The sequence below is a fragment of the Providencia sp. PROV119 genome (assembly GCF_028482435.1).
GTDB lineage: Bacteria > Pseudomonadota > Gammaproteobacteria > Enterobacterales > Enterobacteriaceae > Providencia > Providencia stuartii.
In genome coordinates this window covers 12,216-31,897 of record NZ_JAMPQL010000010.1, presented here as the reverse complement: position 1 = coordinate 31,897, position 19,682 = coordinate 12,216, and the positions used below count along the sequence as shown (strand labels likewise).

The following is a 19,682-nucleotide window of genomic DNA, read 5'->3' as shown; positions in this document are numbered from 1 at the left end:
CCTTTAATGCTCCCCTTTTTATTTTAAATGTTCTGCCATTGGCAGAAGGTAACGCTGAGTATTTTCCAACAGCGCCTGAATTAAGTTCTGATCGATGTTTCTACAAACTCGTAAAACATAATCGTCTTCCATTTCACCTCTTTTCATTGAAGAACCTTGAAGACTTTGCATTAATGCGGACAGTGCTTTTTGCTGAATCTCCTCAGAAACAAAGTCATACTGTTTGCTCTTTTTATCAAAGCAAGCGGACAGCCAGTTCCAACCGCTTTGATTTAATAATAATAGTGGTGAATTTAGCCCATCACAGTAACCTGTGATTAATTGCTCTAAGTATTTTTTCGCATCGTCTTGTTTTACACTAGAAAAGTGCCAAATGCTATTCTCTCTACCAAACGCGATACTCTCACCTTCAGCGATAGCAAAATTAAATAATAAGTGTTCAACCCACAGCTGAACGCCATCATTTGCGGTTAAATAGGCAGGCCGATAGCGCAACACCCCTTTTTCATGAATATTCTTTAATACCCCATTAATTTTGATGCCGTTAATTTGAATATCAATAACGTGATCAAATAGTTGTGCATTCTGCTCTTTAATCTTCTCTGCAAGTGGCGCAATATCCTTAACTTGCTGCTCCCAAAAAAGCTGACCAAATTGTTTTGCGGGTAACTGCCCCGCCGCCCTTAATGCCTGATATAAAGGTGCCGGATTCTCATCTTTAATGAGTAAGGCTAAAAGTCGCTCATTCACTTTATAGCGCTGTAACCTATCCAGAATAAAAGGTTCATCTTCTGGTAGCTCTGTTTCTTCAATCGTAAAATGAATTTTTAAGCGCTGCTGGAAAAAAGCCCTAATTGGGTGCCGATAGAAGCGTAACAGTTGTTCAATCGAAATATCGGTCACTGGCTCTCGTTCATCCAAGGTAGAGATAAATGATTTGTTCCCTTGAAAAGTTGTTTTGGCCGCTGGTAACCACTCACTCGCAAAGCTTTGATAGGGTGAATTAGCTATAAAGTTTTCTTTCGCAAATGGCACTCTATTGTGTTGGAACACCAAATGCTCTTTTAATTTTATCGCGCTGTCATCAATATTAAGGGCTTCATCGCCTTCCAGACAGAAACTCTGGCAAATATAATCTAACAATTCGGTAACCAATACCGATGGGTTACACACCTGATTATCTTGGATAGATAAGCCGATATAACTGATATAGAGCTGTTGTGCAGCTGAATTCAATGCTTCCAAAAACAGATAACGGTCATCATCCCTACGCTTCCTATCCCCTCTAGCTGGTTTTTCTGCCATTAAATCGAACCCTAATGGCGGAATTGTTCGAGGATAGATACCATCATTCATGCCTAGCAAGCAGACCACCTTAAAGGGCACTGAACGCATAGGCATTAGTGTACAAAAATTGATAGCTCCCGCTAAAAAGCGTTGGCTGATCTTCTCTTCATCAAAACAGACTGCCAATTCATCCCGAATTAAGCGTAAAGGCACCTGTTCATCATAGCCAGAGCCCTGCGCATTTTGGATAATTTTATGCCACTGCTCTGTAACAAGAGTAAGTACTAACTCAGCATCTCCGTCAACGTGAAAGAAGCTGTCAATTAGCTGCTGGCAAACCTCTTTCCACTCATCAAGAGTTCTTTCAACGTCTAGTAAGGTTCGCCATTCTTTTAGTGTATTCACTAATAAAGCGAGTTTACCTGCTAATTGAGCAGCTAAACCACTACTTTCATCATACGGTAAAACATCATGCCAAGGGCCATATCGACTGTCCATCGCATAACCTAACAGCATGCGACTTAAACCAAACTCCCAGGTATTTTGCCCTATCACTGGAAGCGATAAAGCGCGAACGTTATCATCATCCAATCCCCAGCGGATACCTGACTCATTAACCCACCTGCGTAACAAGCCTAATTCCCTTTCATCAATATCAAAGCGTGCAGCAAAAGCAGAGACCTCAAGTAATGTGAGTACTTGCTCCGTTGAAAAACGGCTTTGAGGCAGGTCGAGTAACAGTATAAATGCCTGTAAGATTGGGTGTGCTTGTAAGGCTTTTCTATCTGAAATAGAAAACGGGATATATCGCTTAGACGCGGTATTACCAAAGACGGCTTGGATAAATGGAGTATAACTATCAATATCCGAAACCATCACAATGATATCCCTCGGGGTCAATGAAGGGTCTTGTTCAAACAGCGCCAATAATTTGTCTTGTAAAACTTCCACTTCCCTTTGAGCACTGTGGCAAGAATGAAATGTGACGGATTGATCAGATAAGGTTAATACTCGCTTATTTTGACTTGTATTGTAATCCGTTAATGTGGTTCCTAGCTGAGCATGGTTTTCGAGATCTAAAATGTCTTGCTGCAAATGCTCTAGTAAACAACTACGATCGGTATCCACAAATGCTGAAATTTCATTTGCACCATCGATTTGTGAAATAAAATAGAGGTTATCTCTCCCCAATTTTCCCCATGATGCCAGCAGTGGGTTCGCTAACTCTTGCTCTCCCTCTGCATTAAATAACCCTTGAGCATGCTCATCTATTTTAAAACGTGATATTTCATGCTTATCAATATAATGATGCAGTTTTCTTTTTTGAAGTTTTGCGAGAAAAGCGTGGCTATGGATATCCCCCCAATAGTAGCGGCAAGGGTTAGTAAACATTAAATGGATATCTGTGTGTTCTGCAATGGCATTCAATGCTTGCAGGTAAACAGGTGGTAATGAAGAGATACCGCAAATAAAAATGCGTTTTGGTAGAGCATCTCGTACGCCCTGAGTGGTGGACAATTTATCGATAAAGCTCTGATAAAGATTCGCTCGGTGCCATGGGGATTGCCCAAGTGAGTCAGTATAAGCAACTAACCGTAGCCATAACCGTTTCTGCCATAGCTGATTGGTTCCTAAACCATCAATAAGCTCATTTTGTTGCCATTTTTCAATCCACTGAGGCCGATATACTAAATATTGGTCAAATAGATCCGCGACACGCCCAGCAAGTTGATGTAGCTTACGTTTATCTAAGTCATTATGAAGGTAATGGCGTAGTGGCTCAAATTCATCTTCATCGATCACTTCAGGTAAGATTTTCATCAACTTCCATGTCATCGCCTGCTTAGTGTAAGCGCTCTCTTTTGGTATATCCGGTAATACCCGTCGAAACATATCCCAAATAAAGGTTGCCGGTAATGGATAATAAATATTCGCTGCTATTCCGAAGCGTTTTGCTAATTCTATCTGTAACCATTGAGACATACCGGGGCTTTGTACCAAGATTATCTCTTGTTCGAACGGGTGAGAAAGAGGCTCATTCTCCATTAAGTGAGCTATCAGTTCCTTTAACAGCTCTAACTGATTAGAATGATAAACCTGAAACATTGTTATCTCCTGTTCTACAAAACCAGCGGTTTAGAGAAAGTGCTTGCCTAGTCGTTGATAGGGTTACTTTGATATCACGACAACCATCTAATACGGTGAATGTCTGTGAGCTTAGCTGCCAATCGGGGTACATACCCCCTGAATTTTCAAGGATGGGCACCACACCCACCGTTGTGCGTTCCAAATTGCTCTGTAACTCTCTTAATGCTATTGAATTATGAAATATCCAATTGAAATTCAAGGTAATATATTGGCTGTAGTTTAACAGAGCAATTAACAAAATAGCAAAAACAACGAGGGCGATCATTGATTCTATTAATGCGAAACCTTCCTGTTGACTGGTGGGCGACCTCATGAACAAAATCCTTTTTGATTAACAGGGCAATAATCCAACCAACCTTTTATACGTGGCCTGACTTTTTGAGTTTTAGAGATAGGCGCGACCCAACGATAAACCGTCACATAGTGCCGCCCTTTATATAGACCTTTGCCCGATAAAACAAACTGCCCACTCTTATAATGTTTAATACAGCTCACCCACGTTTGAGTTGGTGGTCGTTGGCATTGCCAATTTGCCCCTCTGTACGTCGTTAACCGCCAAGATTGCTTTAACCCCCACGCTAGCGCTGATTCTGCTTGGTTAAAAGCTTCGATATAGTTTTTTTCACGAAAAAACTCATCACGGGCATTATCTTGATAAAAATGTAAGGTTTTTAATAATAATAACCCCATAGTTATCAACACAATGACCATGACTAACGCAATGTTTCCTCTTTGCTCCCTAACTCGCCTCATCGTAAGTTTCTCAGCAAAACAGCGGTACGATAATGCAGCACTTTGTGAGGCAAATGAGGACTTTCAATATCAAGGCTCATTTCAAGTATTGATTGTGATTGATCCCAAGTAAATCTCATTGAATTCACTTTAATCATTAAGGGGTCAAACAAGGATAACCACCGATTGCCATCACAATCCATCACATTACGGTTTGACTCTAATTTTCTATCATTGAGCCGGTAACCAAAAAAATCAGACTCCTTATTTCTGCCTCTGACAGGTCTCCATGTACCTGATAAATTTTGGTCGTAAGCGAAAATAATGCAGGAATTAGGGTGACGACCTAAAAATTTAGCACCGATCTTGATAGGCTCTCCTTGGCAAGAGAAACTACTACAATAGCCAATACGCCTAAAATCCTTTTCCATATTAATAAGCACCTGCCTAACCTCCCTATCTACCTGATACTGAATATAAGATTGGTGAGTCTGTTTAAACAAATTCGGGAGAACAGCAATGGCAGCAAGACAAACTAAGCTACTGATAGCCATTGCTATCAATGTTTCAACTAAGGAAAAACCGTGTTGTTCATTGATTTTCATAAGAGAAACTCAACAACGCGGAATTCCAGTCAGTTTATCATTGCTACACACCCTGATCCGCCCCATCGCTGACATGAATACCGTGATCTGCCCAAAATCATTTTTCAATTCAAGACGAAAAGAGTGGCTAGTCCCTTGCTTCCCATAAAAATCAACAGATAAACGAGAAGCCGTTTTAATTTCAATGCCTTCAAATTGGGTCGATGCTAATGCTGCAATGGATTTTCTAGCTCCGGCCTCTTTGATGCTTAACGTCCATTCTCCTTGAGAGAGTGCTATCGATAAACTGCGATGTCGATTTAAATAAACACTCTCCATCAAATGACGGTAAATAAATACGGTAACCTGCCGTGCAGCATCAATTAAGCGTAGCTTTTGCTGTTGTTGCTGCCAGTTATATAACGCGGGTAACAAAGCTAAAGAACAAATAAATAACACCACTAAAAGCTCAATGAGCGTGAAGCCTTTCTCTCCTTTCACTATTCGAATTTCCATATATCGCCGCCATTATCTTCGCAAAATGTGCACTTAATATTGTCGACGATGGCAAATAAAAACAGCGTGATTAGTTCACTCTACATAGCCTTTCGCAAACTATTATGAAATTCATAATAGCTGTTTCGTTATTTTAGGAAGCGCTTCGCAAAAAATGATGAGGGCGAAAAAAAGAGGTAACAAACTGAATTTGGAAAAGGTAAAAAAAACCAAGGCGCGGTTCAAAATGACCATACGCCTTGGTTTATCAACGTATCTCTAGGTTGCGTTATACCGTAAATGGATACTTGATAGCTTCGTGGCACTGATACCCCTCTAGGGTGAAGTCATCAGTGCTAACCCAAGTTTCAATATCTTCCAACGTTTTAATTTGAGGGTTTATCGATAATGAAGGCAAAGGGAAAGGTTCACGCTTCAACTGTACATCACGCATCAATGGCAATTGGTTTTCATAAATATGCGCATTCACAATTTTATGGTATGCCTTACCTGCTTTATGACCCGTAATTCGTGCCATTAATGCCAATAATACAAAGCACTGCACTTGGTTAAAGTTTAAACCTAGTGGTACATCACAACTACGTTGATAAGAGGTCAAATGGAGGGTATCACCTAATAATGAAAATGTATGGGTGTGCATGCAAGGACGCAGACACCCCATTTCAAATTCACCGGGGTTATAAAAAGTAATGATTTCAGCGCGGTCATCAATACCATTTTTTAGGTTATTAACTACCTTTTTAAGCTGATCAAGGTGTGAACCATCAGGACGTTGCCAAGAACGACCTTGGACACCGTATACACGCCCCATATCATCTTCACCTTTTCGATGGGGATTATTTAGCCATGCTTGGTTTTCATTAGCATTAGCATTCCATGTATTACAGCCAATTTCACGAAACTGAGCTGCGCTATCATAGCCACGTAGGTAGCCTAATAGCTCGGCAATAGCTGCCTTATAAAAGCTTTTTCGGGTCGTGATTAATGGAAACTGGTTATTCGCAACATCATATTCCAGATCAGCATTAATCACAGTTAAACAACGTACCCCCGTACGTTTATTTTCAACCCACTGGCCTTCATCAATGATGCGCTGACATAACTCAAGATACTGCTTCATAATCACTCTCTTACTCAATAGGCTACAAAATTGCCGATAACTGTAACCTTATAATATTAATAGATTTTAACTAACGCGAAGTACCGCTTGGCGGCAAATAAATCAACCACTCAGGTTGTGGCTAATGTGAGGAAACTTAGCCGACAACCTAACTACTTGGAGTATGACAACCCTATATTGATTTATTTACTTGGCTGCTGCTCTTTATTATCAGGCTTATGTGCGGGAACATTTTTACCATACTTATATGCCCAAATGATCATCAACACACCAATAATAATCATCGGTATTGATAAAATTTGGCCCATACTGATCCCACTGAATAAGCCTAGCTGAGCATCAGGCTGCCTAAAGAACTCAACGATAATGCGGAATGCACCATAACCAATTAAGAATAAACCTGAAACACTGCCCATTGGCCGAGGTTTACGGACAAATAAGTTAAGGATAAGGAATAACACAACGCCTTCTAAAAACATCTCATAAAGTTGAGATGGGTGGCGAGGAAGCACGCCATACTGCTCTAGAATAGGGATTAATGAAGGGTCTTGTGCCGCAAGTTGAATATCTTCACTACGGGAATTAGGGAATAAAAATGCCCATGGGGTATCAAGTGTTACACGCCCCCACAACTCACCATTAATAAAGTTACCTATCCGCCCCATGCCAAGACCAAATGGGATCAGTGGAGCGACAAAATCTGAAACTTGCAAAAAACGACGGCGTGTACGATGCGCAAACCACATCATTGCACAAATAACACCAATTAAGCCGCCATGGAACGACATGCCGCCATCCCAAACCTTAAATAAATAAAGGGGGTCATCTAAAAATACAGGAAGGTTGTAGAAGAAAACATAGCCGAGTCTTCCACCGACAAAGACACCTACAAAGCCAATATAGAGTAAGTTCTCAACCTCATTTTTTGTCCAACCGCTATTTGGTTTGCTTGCACGGCGACTAGCAAGCCACAATGCGAAAACAAACCCTACAAGATACATAAAACCATACCAGTGTAGTGATACTGGCCCAATTGAGAACATTACGGGATCAATTTCCGGAAATGCTAAGTAGCTGTTACTCATCGTTCCCCACTTTATTTGTTAATCTAAAATCATAGCGCATCATAGCATAGCTCATACGCAGGTGAATAAGGCAGATTAGATCCCGCCTCGAGCAAAGCCACCAAGCCCATTTTTCTCCATAAATAGACTTATTATTTGCCTAATACTGTCGCTTGTTTCCGCAGTTAAAAGCTCAGGCACTAGCTGCTCAACTTTTTCAGGCTGTAGCCCTCGAATAAGATACTTCACTCTTGGTACGCTTCTTCCACTCATACTTAAGGAACGATAGCCTAATGCAATTAACGCCATCACCCCAAGGGGTTGCCCCGCCATTTCACCGCAAACACTGACTGATATCCCAACCCGTTGACACTCTTCATGAACTTTTGCTAAAAAACGGATCATTGAAGGATGGAGGTTGTCATAAATGGTGGCAACATGCGTATTGTTGCGGTCAACTGCAAGTAAATATTGCGTCAGATCATTCGTTCCAATTGAGATAAAATCTATCCGTTTTTTTAACTCAGGAAGAAGAAACAGTAAAGACGGAACTTCAAGCATTACCCCAATTTCCGGCATAGGAACGGTTTGCCCCGTTGCTAAACTTACTTCTTCTTTTGCCCGCTTAATCAATGTGATCGCTTCATCCACCTCATTGATACTCGTGATCATCGGCAGTAATATGCGCAAGTTTTGTGTTGCAACATTTGCATGTAGCATAGCTCTAAGTTGGATTAAGAAAATTTCTGGCTGATCTAGCATCACGCGAATGCCTCGCCAACCTAAGCATGGGTTTTCTTCATTGATTGGCATATAAGGTAATTGCTTATCTGCGCCAATGTCTAATGTCCTCAATACCACAGGCTTATCGGCAAATAACTGCAAAATCTCTTGGTATAACTGCTTCTGCTCATCCTCTGACGGGAAGCCATTATGGAGCATAAAAGGGAGTTCTGTGCGGTATAACCCAACACCATCAACAGCGACATTGATCTGCTGTTCATAACGGGGGCTTAAACCTGCATTCAGATGGATATGTACGCGCTCGCCATTTTTTAACTCTGATTCCTGCTCAAGTGCACCTTCAGCGAGCCGACTCAGTACATCTTCCTCTGCAATAATTTGTTTATATTCCTGAGCAACAATATTTTCAGGCTCTATGAAAATTTCACCACGATAACCATCAAGGATCAAAAAGCGGTTGTGAAGCAATGAAGGGTCAATATCCGCCCCCATTATCGCGGGGATCCCCATTGCCCGTATCAAAATAGCCGAATGAGAGTGTGTCGCGCCATCTCGCACGATAACACCTGCAAGTTGCTCTAATGGCATTTCAGCTAACAAACTCGCGCTCAATTCGTCCGCCACTAAAATAAAACGTTCAGGCCACTGATCCATTGAAGTCAAGCTGTCATCCAGATGGAATAGCAAACGCTGTCCTAACGCGCGTAGATCGGCTCCTCTTTCGCGAAGGTAGAGATCACGTAAGCGTGAAAACTGCTCAACATAGTCCTCAATAACGATTTTAACCGCCCACTCCGCCATTGAGCCTTGTTCGATTGCGGAAAATAAGCGTTTTTTTAGTTGAGGGTCATGGAGTAGATGATTGTAGAGGTCGAAAATCGCAGCACTCTCTTTTTGGGAGTTTGCAATAAAACGTTTGCTGATACGGCGGCATTCTGAGGCGGCATTTTCTATCGCAGTTATTAAACGCTGTTTTTCCGCATTTTGGTCTAAGGCACACGCCTCACAAATACTGTCGAATGATGGTTGTGAGCTATCTTGCCAGCCATATGCCATGACAATTCCCTGAGAAACTGAAATGGCTTTAATACGGCTTTGCCTATATTGACCAAACACCCCTTTGGTTTGCGCTTGCGACAATATTACGGCTAATTGCATGGATAGCGTCACCATAAAAGATTCTTCGGTTTCGCTAAAGAAACGTCGCTCACGTTGTTGAACGACTAACACCCCAAGTAATTGACGACGATATACGATAGGGACACCTAAAAAGGCTTTCAATCGCTCTTCTTTTAATTGGGGAAGGTATTTAAATTCGGGATGTTCACGGATATCGGCAAGATTCAACATCTCAGACTGGCGTCCAACCGCACCAACGACTCCCTCATCAAAACCAAGGCGAATAGCAACACCGCTAGGCTTTTTTAACCCGCGGGTTGCCATTAGGTAATAGCATTGACGTGAGTGGTCTGCCAAATAAATTGAACAAACGTCAGTCTGCATGGCATGACAAGTTTCATTGACCAAGACTTCTAGCGCTCCGGTTAAACTTGTCGCCATGGCAACTTTTTCAACAATCTCACGTAGACGCGTCAACATGATATTATCTCGCTCCACGCCTACGATGAGTGAATGCAGGTCTTTGTACTGGCTTTTGTTCCTGTAATGACATGACAACAGGTGCAAATTCTTTCATAACACGGCGATACACTTCCCGTTTGAAAGAGACCACTTGCCTCACAGGATACCAATAACTGACCCATCGCCAGCCATCAAATTCTGGCGATTTACTGCGCTGAACGTTTATATCTGCTTCATTGCATTGAAGTTGTAGTAAAAACCAACGCTGTTTCTGCCCGATACAAACAGGTTTTGTGTCCCAACGCACCAAACGCTTGGGTAATTTGTAACGCAACCAATTGCGAGTTGAAGCTAACAACCTAACATCTTTACGTTGTAGGCCAACCTCTTCGAACAATTCACGGTACATAGCCTGTTCTGGCGATTCCCCTGGGTTGATTCCTCCCTGAGGAAATTGCCATGAATGTTGACCATAGCGGCGGGCCCATAAAACCTGCCCTTGCCGATTACAAATTACAATTCCTACATTCGGGCGGTAGCCATCATCATCGATCACCAGACTACCTCAATAACCAAATTTGAAAGATAACTAATTGTTTCACACATACCCTAACTGGTAAACCTATATCAATAGAGTTTGCAGATATGAGTAAAGACACTACAATAGCGTCTATCTCAACGGGGTGCCAAACATTATTTAGGCTGAGAATTAACCCGTAGAACCTGATCCGGGCAATGCCGGCGTAGGGATTTGAGCTACCATCAACATAATTTGTTATGGTGCCCTCTCAAATCCTGTGTGCTTTCTCTCTAACGCAGGAAAAAACATGTTTAAAAAATCGCTCCTTCAGTCACTCTTTGCACTTACTGCTCTCGGTATTACCCATATAGCATGGGCAGAAAAGCCGACTTTAACCGTTTACACCTATGACTCATTTGCTGCCGAATGGGGACCTGGGCCACAAATTAAAAAAAATTTCGAAAAACAATGTCATTGTGAACTTAAGCTCGTTTCGTTAGGAGATGGTGTCGCTCTTCTCAATCGTTTACGTATGGAAGGGAAAAAAAGTAAAGCGGACATCGTGTTAGGGCTAGATAATAACTTGATAGATTCTGCCGAGAACACAGGGTTATTTGCGCCAGCAGAGATCAATACTGACGCAATGAAATTACCTATTGAGTGGAATAATTCAACTTTTATCCCATATGACTATGGTTATTTTGCGTTTATCTATGACACAGATAAAATCAAAAACCCACCCAAAAGCATGAATGAGCTACTCAATAGTGAGCAGCCATGGAAAATTATTTACCAAGACCCTCGAACCAGCACACCCGGCTTAGGCTTAATGCTGTGGATTGAAAAACTCTATGGCGATAAATCTGCCGATGCGTGGCAAAAAATAGCGAATAAAACCCTAACAGTGACAAAAGGTTGGAGTGAGTCCTATGGCTTATTCCTCAAGGGCGAAGGTGACTTTGTACTTAGCTACACTTCATCGCCGGGTTATCAAATACTCAATGATAATAAAGATAATTATGCGGCTGCCTTATTTGATGAAGGGCACTATATGCAAGTGGAAGTTGCAGCAAGATTGAAAAATAGCTCGCAACCTGAGCTGGCAAAGCAGTTTTTACAATTTATGTTAACGCCTGAATTCCAAAATACACTCCCTACGACTAATTGGATGTATCCTGTCATTGATACACCACTCCCTGAAGTTTATAACGTCCTTCCTGTGCCTAAAAAATCACTGCAATTTAGTGCACAAGAAGTTGCCAAAGAACGTCAGTCATGGGTCCGTTTATGGCAATCCGCCGTCAGTCGTTAATTAATTTATCACTTATACCGGGGGCTTTGGCCTCTGGTTTATTAGTGTCTGTTGCACTATTGGCTTTTGGTGCACTGTGGCTTTTTTCGCCTGAAACTTCATGGAGTGAGATTTTTAGCGACCGCTACTTATGGCATGTGATCGGCTTTACTTTTTGGCAAGCCTTTTTATCAGCGCTGTTCTCTGTACTGCCTGCTATTCTCCTTGCCAGAGCGCTCTATCGACGCCGCTTCCCCGGTAGAACGCTATTTTTACGCCTCTGTGCAATGACGCTTGTTTTACCCGTCCTTGTCGCTGTTTTTGGTATTTTATCTGTTTATGGAAAAACAGGCTGGCTCTCATCACTCTTTCAGTTGGTCGGTATCGAATACCAATTCACCCCTTATGGCCTAAAGGGGATCTTACTTGCCCACATTTTCTTTAATATGCCACTTGCTACTCGTATGTTGCTGCAATCGCTCGAAAGTATATCAATAGAGCAGCGGCAAATTGCAGCACAACTCGGGCTTAATGAGTGGCAACAATTTCGTATTTTAGAGTGGCCATATTTACGTAGACAGATGCTACCTACCGCAGCGTTAATTTTCATGCTCTGTTTTGCCAGCTTTGCAACGGTTCTTGCTCTTGGTGGTGGCCCCGCAGCAACGACGATTGAACTGGCTATTTATCAAGCTCTTAATTACGACTTTGATCCGGGGCGTGCTGCAATTTTGGCGCTCATCCAGTTATTTTTCTGTGTTGGATTAATGTTTCTCAGTCAGAAAATAAACAGTTTGTTTTCTATTGGTCATAGCCAACACAATCATTGGTATGATCCCGCAGACAATATTTTTCGCCGAGTACGAGATGCCCTTGTGATCACCGCCGCTATTTTGCTGCTGCTTCCGCCCCTGCTCGCAATTATTGCTGATGGGGTTAATGGCCGTTTGTTGGATGTTCTTAACCAACCCGCGCTTTGGCAAGCCGCTTCCACATCGCTATTTATCGCGTTATGTGCTGGCCTATTGTGTGTCTTGCTCACCATGATGCTGTTATGGAGTAGCCGCGAATTACGCTTACGCCATGCAATAAAATTAGGGCAAGCGATGGAATTAAGTGGGCTTGTGATTTTAGCCATGCCTGGCATCGTACTTGCAACTGGTTTTTTTATTCTCTTTAATGAAACGATTGGTATTCCTGAATCGCCCTATGCGTTAATCATATTGACTAATGCCCTACTTGCCATCCCTTATGCATTAAAAGTCTTAGAAAACCCAATGCGGGATCTGGCTGAACGCTACAACCCTCTTTGCCAATCACTAGCGATTGGTGGCTTCAATCGATTACGGATCATTGAATTAAAAGCGTTAAAAAAGCCCCTCGCTCAAGCTCTCGCTTTTGCTTGCGTTATTTCTATTGGTGACTTTGGGGTCGTGGCGTTATTCGGTAATGAAGATTTTCGTACTCTCCCTTATTACCTTTATCAGCAAATAGGGGCTTATCGAACAAATGACGGTGCCGTAACAGCGATGTTACTCCTTTTATTATGTTTTACTTTATTTAGCCTACTCGAACGTATATCAGGAAAAGATTATGATAAAGTTAAATAACATTGATTATCAATATGATAACCTGAATATGCAATTTGATTTCTCCATCAAAGTAGGCGAGCGCGTTGCTGTAATGGGGCCTAGCGGTGCGGGCAAAAGTACACTGCTTAGCCTTATTAGTGGCTTTCAATTTGCCAAAAGCGGCTCAATTCAGCTAGCAGGGGCTGATCATACCTTCACGCCTCCTGCCAAACGCCCAGTTTCGATGTTATTTCAGGAAAATAACCTATTTGCTCATTTAACGGTCAGACAAAACATTGGATTAGGGTTACATCCGGGGCTGCGGTTAAGCCGAGAACAAATACAACAGGTTGAATTAATTGCTACGCAAGTTAGCCTCGATGAGTTTCTTGATAGGTTACCCGCCCAATTATCAGGGGGGCAACGCCAGCGGGCCGCACTGGCTCGCTGTTTGATCCGCCAGCAGCCAATCCTCTTATTGGATGAACCTTTTTCAGCTCTCGATCCCGCCTTACGCAATGAGATGCTATTACTCCTTGATGAGATCTGCCAATCACGGGATATCACGCTGGTCATGGTATCGCATAATATTGAAGATGCACTACAAATCGCCCCAAGAACGCTAGTGATTCATGAAGGTGCTGTGGCGTATGACGGCTGTACCAAAACACTGTTATCGGGTAGTAATTCAGCCTCTGAATTATTAGGCATAACAAAAAATACTGTATAAAACCCCACCCATGTCGTATAGTAGGCTTGTTAATTATTGATGCGAGCCTCTCTATGCCTCAATTTATGTCTCCTGCTGAAAAAGGCTTTATTTTAAGTCGTCATTGGAAAGACACCCGCCATGGGGTTGAGGTTAGCTATTGGCTTATCACTGATAATGGCCCTCGTAAAGTGACGGTTCCTCTGCAACAAGCCATCGCTTTTGTTCCCCTTTCATCACTACCGGCGATCAAACCTCTGCTTGATGAACAAGCAAACTTATCCTATCGCCCCGTTGAGTTATCCGATTTTCGTCGTGAAAAAGTTGCAGCTATTTATTGTCAACAATATCGCCAATTACAAAATCTGGATAAACGCTGCCAAGAACTCGGTATTGAATTGCTTGAAACGGATATTCGCCCCTGCGAGCGCTATCTTATGGAGCGTTTTATCACTGCGCCTGTATGGTTTTCACAAAATCAGCAAGGTGAATATCAACTCAAACCTTGTGATAGCTATCGTCCACTGATTAAAGCTGTATCGTTAGACATAGAAACCAGCCAATACGGTGAATTATATTCAATTGGGTTATCCGGCTGCGGTGATAATGTGGTTTTTATGTTAGGGCCAGAGCAAGGTTCTGCACTCAACAATACCCATCGGCTTGTTTATGTGAATAGCCGCCCACAATTGCTTGATAAACTGAATGAATGGCTACAACAGTATGACCCTGATGCCATTATTGGCTGGAATCTCATCCAATTCGATTTAAATGTACTCCAAAAGCACGCCGAACGTTATGGCATCCCACTCCAGCTTGGTCGCCAAGGGAAAAAGCTGGAGTGGCGTGAACATGGCTTCAAACAAGGTGTATTTTTCGCTTCGGCAGAAGGTCGTTTAATTATTGATGGCATAGATGCGCTCAAAGCAGCGACATGGAACTTTCCCTCATTCAGTCTTGAGTTTGTTGCGCAAGATTTACTGGGTGAAGGGAAAGCCATTGACAGCCCTTATGACCGTATGGATGAGATCAATCGCCGTTTTCATCATGATAAGCCCGCGTTGGCTCACTACAATATTCAAGACTGCCTATTAGTCCATCGTATTTTTGAAAAAACCGATTTAATGGCTTTCTTGCAAGAACGCTCGACTGTCACTGGGCTGGCGGTAGATCGTATGGGTGGCTCCGTGGCGGCATTTTCACATTTATACATTCCCCGCCTGCATCGCTTAGGGTTTGTGGCACCAAACCTGACAGAGCAAAAGCTACAACATAATCCCGGGGGCTTTGTGATGGATTCACAGCCCGGTTTATATGACTCGGTATTAGTACTCGACTATAAAAGTTTGTACCCTTCGATTATTCGTACTTTTTTGATTGATCCTGCCGGTATGATTGAAGGGTTAGCTCACCCTGATCAGCAACATTCCGTTCGCGGTTTTCGTCAAGCTTGGTTTTCACGTAAAACACACTGTTTGCCTGATATTGTCAGCCATATATGGCAAGGCCGTGATAAAGCCAAACGAGAAGGTAATGCGCCATTATCTCAGGCACTTAAAATTATTATGAATGCCTTTGCTGGCGTCCTTGGTGCTGAAGGATGTCGTTTTTTTGATCCCCGTCTTACCGCATCCATTACCATGCGGGGTCATGAGATCATGAAAATAACCAAGCAATTAATCGAAGCCAAAGGCTATCAAGTAATTTATGGGGATACTGACTCCACTTTTGTCTGGTTGAAAGAAGCCCATACACAGGAGCAAGCACAAAGAATTGGCTTCGAGCTGCGTGATTACGTGAATAATTGGTGGAAACAGCATTTGCGGGATGAATGGCAGCTAGAAGGGGTGCTTGAATTAGAGTACGAAACCCACTATCGACGTTTTTTAATGCCGACTATTAGAGGTTCCGAGTCAGGCAGTAAAAAGCGTTATGCTGGACTTAGTGGGGATAAAATGGTGTTTAGGGGATTAGAGACAATCCGCTCCGATTGGACCCCGCTAGCACAATTGTTTCAAAAAGAACTGTATACACGTATTTTTCATCGGCAACCCTACCGCGAATTTATCCGTGACTATGTGCAAGCGATTCGTAATGGCGAATACGATGAACGCCTTGTTTATCGTAAGCGTCTACGCCGCAAATTATCTGATTATCAACGTAATGTGCCGCCTCATGTAAGAGCCGCTCGCAAAGCCGATGAATACAATTTACAACAACAGCGCCCACAACAGTATCAAAATGGGGGATGGATAAGCTATATCATCACTCTCGCGGGGCCTGAGCCTTTAGAAATTATCACGGCAAAGCCTGACTATGAGCACTATATTTTGAAGCAGATAAAGCCTATTGCCGACGCCATTTTACCTTTTTTACAAGATGATTTTGATACTATTTTAACGGGCCAGATAACTTTACTCTTTTAAGATTGGGGTTAATTTTTACTCAATTTTTTGCTAAAATGGGAAACCATCAACCAAACTTCTGGTTGAAAACCTTCATTGCTAGAATCAAAAGGGAAAATACCTGATAGCACAATAGTGAGAAACACTATTGCTTCGGTATTGTTGTTTTTTTAACAGGTGACGATAAGCCTTGCTTGAATTAATATAACGCCCCTTTGGTATCTCGCACTTCGTTTCTACACTATGTTTGCGAGACAATTAACAATAATTGTCCTTTGGGCGGCGACTACAATTCATATTCACATTGCCCTTGTTTACTAACACAGAGTGAAGGCAAATATATAATTTGTCTTAAAAAATCTAAAAATAAACTATTAAATTTATGGAACTGAGTTAAACCTATGCCATTTACTCTTGGTCAGCGCTGGATAAGCGATACAGAAAGCGAACTCGGATTAGGCGCCGTTGTGGCTATTGATGCCCGTATGGTGACTTTACTTTTTCCCGCCAGTGGTGAGAATCGTCTCTATTCACGTAATGATGCACCTATTACCCGAGTTATGTTCAATGAAGGTGATATCATTACCAGCCATGAAGGCTGGCAACTCAAGGTCGAAAGCGTCACAGAAGATGACGGCCTGCTCACTTATATTGGTACTCGCCTTGATACAGAAGAGCAAGGCGTTAGCCTAAGAGAAGTTTTTCTCGACAGCAAACTCACCTTCAATAAACCTCAAGATCGCCTATTTGCAGGTCAAATTGACCGTATGGATCGCTTTGCTTTACGTTATCGCGCACGTAAATTTCAAAGTGAGCAAGTTAAGCACCAAGCGACAGGTTTACGTGGTATTCGCGCAAGCCTTATCCCACATCAGCTACATATCGCTAATGAGGTAGGTAAACGCCACCACCCTCGCGTATTACTGGCCGATGAAGTGGGTCTGGGTAAAACCATTGAAGCTGGGATGATCATCCATCAACAGTTAATGGCAGGCCGTGTTGAACGTGTGTTAATCATTGTGCCTGAAAGCTTGCAGCATCAATGGCTCGTTGAGATGTTACGTCGTTTCAACCTCCGTTTTTCACTGTTTGATGATGGTCGTTATAGTGAAGCGCAACATGACAGCGATAATCCATTTGAAACAGAACAGTTGGTGCTGTGCTCATTAGACTTTGTACGTCGCAACAAACAGCGCTTCGACCAGCTCGTTGAAGCGGGTTGGGATATGATGATTGTCGACGAAGCTCACCATTTACAATGGAGTGAAGCAGCTCCTAGTCGTGAATATCAAGTGATTGAAACCTTGGCAGAGAATATCCCTTCTGTTCTGCTGCTAACCGCAACGCCGGAGCAACTGGGCCAAGAAAGTCACTTTGCACGTCTTCGCCTGCTCGATCCCAATCGTTTCCATGATTATCAAGAGTTTATTGATGAGCAAGCCAACTATCGCCCTGTTGCGGATGCGGTCGCACTGCTATTAACTGGTGAGAAACTCACCAATGACCAACAAAATCTACTCAATGATCTGATCAAAGAGCAAGATATTGAGCCTTTATTGAAAGCCGCTAATGTTGACAGTGAAGATGGCAACGCGGCTCGCCAAGAGTTGGTCAGCATGTTAATGGATCGCCATGGTACTAGCCGTCTTCTATTTAGAAATACCCGTAATGGGGTTAAAGGCTTCCCTCGTCGTGAATTGCATTCGCTGAAAATGCCGCTTCCTACCCAATACCAAACAGCAATCAAGGTTGCAGGTATTATGGGGTCGAAAAAAGATCTTGAAACACGCGCTAAAGAGATGCTCTATCCAGAGCAAATTTACCAAGAGTTCGAAGGTGAAAATGCAACTTGGTGGAACTTTGACCCTCGCGTTGAGTGGCTCATGGGCTACCTAATGGCTAACCGTAACGAAAAAGTTTTGGTGATCTGTGCAAAAGCCGCCACAGCGTTGCAATTAGAGCAAGTATTGCGTGAACGTGAAGGGATCCGCGCCGCGGTATTCCATGAAGGTTTGTCACTACTTGAGCGTGACCGTGCGGCAGCTTACTTTGCTTCAGAAGAGGATGGCGCACAGGTTCTACTTTGCTCTGAAATTGGCTCTGAAGGACGCAACTTCCAGTTTGCTAACCAATTGGTGATGTTTGACCTCCCCTTCAACCCAGACCTATTAGAGCAACGTATTGGTCGATTAGATCGTATTGGGCAAACACGCGACATCGTTTTAAGCGTACCTTACTTAGAAAATACTGCTCAAGCCGTGTTATTGCGTTGGTATCATGAAGGTTTAGATGCTTTTGAGCACACTTGCCCTACCGGACGCTCCATTTACGATAAATATTATCAACAACTGCTGCAATATATGGCTGAGCCAACGGTAACCGACGGTTTTGAAGAGTTCTTAAAAACCTGCCGTGAAGAGCACGAAGCATTAAAAGCACAGTTAGAACAAGGCCGCGACCGTCTACTTGAAATGCACTCCAACGGGGGGGAATCAGGTATTCAATTAGCCGAAACGATCGGTGCGGAAGACAATGATACTGAATTGGTTAATTTTGCCCTTAACTTGTTTGATATTGTTGGCATTAACCAAGAAGATAAAAGTGATAACTTGCTGATTTTGACCCCATCCGATCATATGTTAGTTCCTGATTTTCCAGGGCTACCCCAAGATGGTTGCACAATCACTTTTGACCGTGAGCAAGCGTTATCTCGTGAAGATACCCAGTTTATTAGTTGGGAGCACCCGATCATCCGCAATGGCTTAGATTTAGTCTTGTCTGGTGACACAGGGAGCTGTGCCGTTTCTCTGCTTAAAAATAAAGCGCTTCCTGTTGGAACATTACTTACCGAATTGGTGTATGTCCTAGAAGCACAAGCACCGAAGCACTTGCAGATTAGCCGTTTCTTGCCTGCAACCCCGATCCGCTTGTTGATTGACTTAAAAGGGAACAACCTCTCTTCACAAGTTGAGTTTGAAAGTTTTAACCGTCAGCTCAATGCGATTAATCGCCATATGGCAAGTAAATTGGTTAATGCGGTACAAAATGAAGTGCATTCGGTCCTGAAAATGTCCGAAGCGATGGTGGAAAAAGAAGCCGAAACGCTTATCGCGAATGCGAAAGAGGCCGCGGATAAAGCTCTTTCACTAGAATTGGCTCGTCTTGAAGCACTGAAAGCGGTTAACCCAAATATCCGTGATGAAGAGTTGGATGTGATCGAGGAAGAGCGTCAGCAACTGCTCAGCAATATTGGGCAAGCAACATGGCGTCTTGATGCTATTCGTTTAGTGGTTGTCACTCACCAGTAGTCACACGTTTTTAATTAAACTAACACCGCAAGGTTATTTCTCTCACTAAGGGAGAAATAACCTTGCTGATAACGCAATGAATTGGCTTTTGGCGTTTATCCA

14 protein-coding genes and 1 riboswitch are annotated in these 19,682 nt (G+C 42.7%); of the genes, 5 read left to right on the top strand and 9 right to left on the bottom strand.

Going from position 1 to position 19,682, the window contains the following annotated elements; all coding sequences use genetic code 11:
• Positions 1-18: 18 nt before the first annotated feature.
• The 9 genes from recC to rppH all read right to left on the bottom strand — a co-directional run bounded on the left by recC (position 19) and on the right by rppH (position 10,332).
• The gene (gene recC, locus PSF11_RS10540) at positions 19-3,393 is read right to left on the bottom strand and encodes an exodeoxyribonuclease V subunit gamma (RefSeq protein WP_040132412.1); all 3,375 of its coding nucleotides are present in this window, start codon (positions 3,391-3,393) and stop codon (positions 19-21) included.
• Positions 3,371-3,748, bottom strand: coding sequence for a prepilin-type N-terminal cleavage/methylation domain-containing protein (locus PSF11_RS10535; RefSeq protein ID WP_072502836.1), 378 nt, complete (start codon positions 3,746-3,748; stop codon positions 3,371-3,373). Before PSF11_RS10535 ends, recC begins: the two co-directional genes overlap by 23 nt.
• A complete protein-coding gene (locus PSF11_RS10530; RefSeq protein WP_072502835.1) occupies positions 3,745-4,188 on the bottom strand; it encodes a YgdB family protein in 444 nt (147 codons plus the stop codon). The genes PSF11_RS10535 and PSF11_RS10530 overlap by 4 nt, the downstream gene beginning before the upstream one ends.
• Positions 4,185-4,772, bottom strand: coding sequence for a prepilin peptidase-dependent protein (locus PSF11_RS10525; protein ID WP_004924958.1), 588 nt, complete (start codon positions 4,770-4,772; stop codon positions 4,185-4,187). Before PSF11_RS10525 ends, PSF11_RS10530 begins: the two co-directional genes overlap by 4 nt.
• A 9-nt stretch (positions 4,773-4,781) precedes the next feature.
• Positions 4,782-5,267 carry a prepilin-type N-terminal cleavage/methylation domain-containing protein gene (locus PSF11_RS10520; protein ID WP_072502834.1) on the bottom strand — a complete coding sequence of 162 codons (486 nt, stop codon included), beginning with the start codon at positions 5,265-5,267 and terminating at the stop codon, positions 4,782-4,784.
• Between the two features lie 268 nt (positions 5,268-5,535).
• Positions 5,536-6,387, bottom strand: coding sequence for a thymidylate synthase (locus PSF11_RS10515; RefSeq protein ID WP_004924967.1), 852 nt, complete (start codon positions 6,385-6,387; stop codon positions 5,536-5,538).
• Positions 6,388-6,569: 182 nt separating this feature from the next.
• Positions 6,570-7,472 (bottom strand): prolipoprotein diacylglyceryl transferase, encoded by a 903-nt coding sequence (gene lgt / locus PSF11_RS10510; protein ID WP_004924969.1) that lies wholly within the window; start codon positions 7,470-7,472, stop codon positions 6,570-6,572.
• A gap of 75 nt (positions 7,473-7,547) precedes the next feature.
• Entirely contained in the window at positions 7,548-9,794 is a 2,247-nt protein-coding gene (gene ptsP, locus PSF11_RS10505) for a phosphoenolpyruvate--protein phosphotransferase (RefSeq protein WP_053110619.1), read from the bottom strand.
• A gap of 4 nt (positions 9,795-9,798) precedes the next feature.
• Positions 9,799-10,332: an RNA pyrophosphohydrolase gene (gene rppH, locus PSF11_RS10500; RefSeq protein WP_004924973.1), complete on the bottom strand. Its 534-nt coding sequence runs from the start codon at positions 10,330-10,332 to the stop codon at positions 9,799-9,801.
• A gap of 113 nt (positions 10,333-10,445) precedes the next feature.
• A riboswitch (TPP riboswitch) is annotated at positions 10,446-10,544 on the top strand.
• Between the two features lie 59 nt (positions 10,545-10,603).
• On the opposite strand from rppH, the gene thiB reads away from it, so the two are divergent.
• The 5 genes from thiB to rapA all read left to right on the top strand — a co-directional run bounded on the left by thiB (position 10,604) and on the right by rapA (position 19,580).
• Positions 10,604-11,608, top strand: a complete 1,005-nt coding sequence (gene thiB / locus PSF11_RS10495) for a thiamine ABC transporter substrate binding subunit (protein ID WP_004924974.1) — start codon at positions 10,604-10,606, stop codon at positions 11,606-11,608.
• Positions 11,584-13,197: a thiamine/thiamine pyrophosphate ABC transporter permease ThiP gene (gene thiP, locus PSF11_RS10490; RefSeq protein ID WP_072502833.1), complete on the top strand. Its 1,614-nt coding sequence runs from the start codon at positions 11,584-11,586 to the stop codon at positions 13,195-13,197. Before thiB ends, thiP begins: the two co-directional genes overlap by 25 nt.
• Complete coding sequence (thiQ, locus tag PSF11_RS10485; protein WP_004924979.1) at positions 13,181-13,888, top strand: thiamine ABC transporter ATP-binding protein ThiQ; 708 nt, start codon at positions 13,181-13,183, stop codon at positions 13,886-13,888. Before thiP ends, thiQ begins: the two co-directional genes overlap by 17 nt.
• A gap of 53 nt (positions 13,889-13,941) precedes the next feature.
• Positions 13,942-16,293: a DNA polymerase II gene (locus tag PSF11_RS10480; protein ID WP_004924981.1), complete on the top strand. Its 2,352-nt coding sequence runs from the start codon at positions 13,942-13,944 to the stop codon at positions 16,291-16,293.
• A gap of 380 nt (positions 16,294-16,673) precedes the next feature.
• Entirely contained in the window at positions 16,674-19,580 is a 2,907-nt protein-coding gene (gene rapA / locus PSF11_RS10475; protein ID WP_072502832.1) for an RNA polymerase-associated protein RapA, read from the top strand.
• The last annotated feature ends 102 nt before the right edge of the window (positions 19,581-19,682 follow it).